General features: G+C 69.3%; 1 protein-coding gene and 1 pseudogene. Both read left to right on the plus strand.

Going from position 1 to position 3,670, the window contains the following annotated elements; all coding sequences use genetic code 11:
• Nucleotides 1–2,259 (plus strand): acetate--CoA ligase family protein (locus VGD93_RS17115; protein WP_395013378.1); only part of this gene is annotated, 2,259 nt, incomplete at its 5' end.
• Between the two features lie 65 nt (nt 2,260–2,324).
• Nucleotides 2,325–3,670: pseudogene (locus VGD93_RS17120) on the plus strand (molybdopterin oxidoreductase); the annotation flags it as partial.

The following is a 3,670-nucleotide window of genomic DNA, read 5'->3' on the forward strand; positions in this document are numbered from 1 at the left end:
ACGCTGGTGACCGGGATCGAGAAGCGGCCCTACTGGCAGCGCGTCTACAAGCGCTACGGCATCGGCTCCACGCCGAGGCACGAGGTGATCGCCGCCGGGGCGCAGCCGTCGGATGAACTCCTGGCCTCGTTTCCGGGAAGCCGGGTGGTCGTCAAGGTCGTTTCCAGCAGCATCGCCCACAAGTCGGACGTCGGCGGCGTCGCCGTCGTGGCCAAGGAGCCGGCGGCGGTGCAAGCCGCCAGCCGCAAGATGGCTGGGCTTGCGGACAGCGCAGGCGTGATGGTCACCGAGTTCGTCCAGGCCGACGCCGCGGGCGTCGGCAGCGAACTCCTGATCGGCCTGCGGAACACGCGCGACTTCGGCATGGTCATCACCGCGGGGATCGGCGGCGTCGACACCGAGCTCCTTGCCGGCAGCGCCCGCCGCGGGCAGGCGGTCGTGTCGGCCTCGACGGCGCTGACCACGGCCGAGGAATTCCTGGAACTCTTCAAGCCGACCATCGGCTACCGCAGGCTCGCCGGGCTGACCCGGGGCGGCCGCCGGCTGGTGACGGATGAAGCCCTCGTGCAATGCTTCGGCGGCTTCATGGTCCTGGCGAACAGCCTGTCCCAGGGCAATCCCGAGACCGACTTCACTGTCGAGGAGCTGGAGGTCAACCCCTTCACCTGCTCGGGCGGCTCGCTCGTCGCACTGGATGGCCTTTGCCGCATCGCGCGGCCGCAGCCCGTCCGTCCGCCGCGGCCGCAGGCCAAGATCGACAAGCTGCTGCACCCGGCTTCGATCGGCGTCATGGGTGCGTCGGCCACGCGCATGAACTTCGGCCGGATCGTCCTGAAGAACATCATCGCCTCCGGCTATGACAAGTCGCGGCTGCTCGTCATCAATCCAGACGGCCAGGAAGTCGATGGCGCGCGCTGCGCCACGAGTCTCGGCGCGCTGGAGCAAAAGCTCGACCTGCTGATCCTCGCGGTGACCGCCGACGTCGCCTTCAAGGTCGTCGACGAGGTGATCAGGACCGATGCCGCGGAATCGGTGCTGCTCATTCCCGGCGGCATGGGCGAAACCGAGGCGAGCCGCGAGCCGGCCCGCCGGATGCTGGAGACGATCGACAACGCCCGGCGCGAGGGACGCGGGCCGGTGTTCGCCGGCGCGAACTGCCTGGGCATCATTTCCCACCCCGGCAACTTCGACTCCTGGTTCATTCCCGAGGAGCGCCTGCCCAGGACGCAGAAGAAGGCAAAGCGCACGTCGGCGCTCATCAGCCAGAGCGGCGCGTTCCTGGTCACGCGGCTTTCCAAGAACCCGTGGCTCGACCCCGCGTACATGGTCGCCATCGGCAACCAGAACGACATGACGCACGGCGACCTGATCGAAAGCTTCGCCGCCAACCCGGAGATCCGCGTGATCGGGGCGTACGTCGAGGGGTTCAAGGACCTCGACGGGCTGGCCGTGGCGCGGGCCGTGCGCAAGGCGACCCTGGCCGGCAAGCAGGTGGTGATCTTCAAGAATGCACAGTCCGCGGCGGGCGGCAAGGCGGCGATGGGCCACACCGCCTCGATCGCCGGCGACTACGAAGTGTGCAACGCCGTGCTCACGCAGGCCGGCGCGCTGATCGCCAGCGACGTCAGCGAGTTCAGCGACCTGTTCTACCTCTCGGACTGCATGGCCGACAAGGTCGTCGGCGGCAAGCGGCTCGGCGCCCTGTCCGGCGCGGGGTACGACACGGTGGCCATGGCCGACAGCGCCCAGGTCGGCGACTTCTCCATGTCGCTGGCCGCCATCAGTCCATCGACGCGGGATCGGTTCATGACGATCCTGGCCGCCAAGAAGCTCGACGCGATCATGGAAGTGCGGAACCCGTTCGACATCAACCCGGGGGCGGACGACGAGGTTCATCAGCTTTGCATCGAGGCCATGGCCGCCGAGCCGGACGTCGACGCCGTGGTCGCCGGACTCGACCCGACGTCGCCCGTCGTCAGGTCGCTCAAGCAGAGCGCGCGGCCCGGCTTCGACATCGACAGCCCGGAGAGCATCGTGCAGACCCTGCCGAAGGTGGTCGCCGCCTCGCGCAAGCCCATCGTCGGCGTGATCGACGGCGGCGCGCTGTTCGACCCGATGGCCGACAAGCTGATGGAGCAGGGCGTCTGCATCTTCCGCTCCAGCGAGCGTGCCACGCGGGCGCTCGTCCGCTACACCGAGGCGCGGCTGCGCGCGGCGCGCCTGCGCGGCGAGCCTGCGGCTGGCGCCCAGGGCCTTTGAGACTGTTTTCCTGACAGACGGTTGCGAATCCGGGGCCTCGGCACCGATTGCAAGAAAGGACTTCCATGGGACCCACCCTGGGCGGCGAAGGCGGGACCGTCCTGAACGCTCCCTCCGCGGCCAAGCGCGTGCCGACGTACTGCTATCAGTGCGTCGCCGGCCCCGACCTCCTCACCGTGAAGGTGCAGGACGGCGTCGCCACCGAAGTGGAGCCGAATTTCTGCGCGGCAGCCGTGCACCCGGGTGGCGGCAAGGTCTGCGTCAAGGCCTACGGGCTGGTGCAGAAGACCTACAACCCCAACCGGGTGCTGGCCCCGATGAAGCGCACGAACCCGAAGAAGGGCCGCGGCGAGGATCCCGGCTTCGTGCCGATCACGTGGGAAGAGGCGATGAGCACCATCGCCGACAAGCTCAACGGCATCCGCACCACGGGCCTGACCGATGAATCCGGCTACCCGCGGGTGGCTGCCAGCTTCGGCGGCGGCGGCACGCCGCAGTCGTACATGGGCACCTTCCCGGCGTTCCTGGGGGCCTGGGGGCCGGTCGACATGGGCCTGGGCTCGGGCCAGGGCGTCAAGTGCTACCACTCGGAGCACCTGTACGGCGAGTTCTGGCATCGCGCGTTCATCGTCGCGCCCGACACGCCGCTGTGCAACTACCTGATCTCGTGCGGCGCCAACGTCGAGGCGTCCGGCGGGGTGGCCGGCGTCTGGCGCCATGCCAAGGCGCGGGTGCGCGGCATGAAGCGGGTGCAGGTCGAGCCGCACCTGTCGGTCACCGGAGCCTGTTCGGCGCAGTGGGTCCCGATCAAGCCCAAGACCGACGCGGCGTTCCTGTACGCGCTGATCCACGTGCTGCTGCACGAGGTCGAGCGCGGCAGGCTCGACATCGAGTTCCTGGCCCGCCACACGGCGTCGCCGTACCTCGTCGGGCCGAACGGCTATTACCTGCGCGACCGCGCCACCCGCAAGCCGCTGGTGTGGGACGGCGGCGCCCGCCGCGCGGTGCCGCACGACACGCCCGGCATCGCCGAGGTGCTGGACGGCCGCTACGAGGCCGACGCCGTCGAGATCGGCCCCGACGAGGAAGTGCTCGCCGACGGCGTGTTGCAGGGCGAGACCGCGTTCAGCCGCCTGTTCGAGCACATGCAGCCGTATTCGCCGGAATGGGCCGAAGGCATCTGCGACGTCAAGGCCGCGACCATCCGCCAGGTGGCGATGGAGTACGTGGACCATGCCTGCGTCGGCCAGACGATCGAGATCGACGGCCGGACCATGCCGTACCGGCCGGTCGCGGTGTCGCTCGGCAAGACCGTCAACAACGGCTGGGGCGGCTTCGAATGCTGCTGGGCCCGCACGATGCTGGCGGTGCTGGTCGGCGCGCTGGAAGTCCCGGGCGGCACCATCGGCAC

Source organism: Devosia sp., from assembly GCF_036406155.1.
Lineage (GTDB): Bacteria > Pseudomonadota > Alphaproteobacteria > Rhizobiales > Devosiaceae > Devosia_A.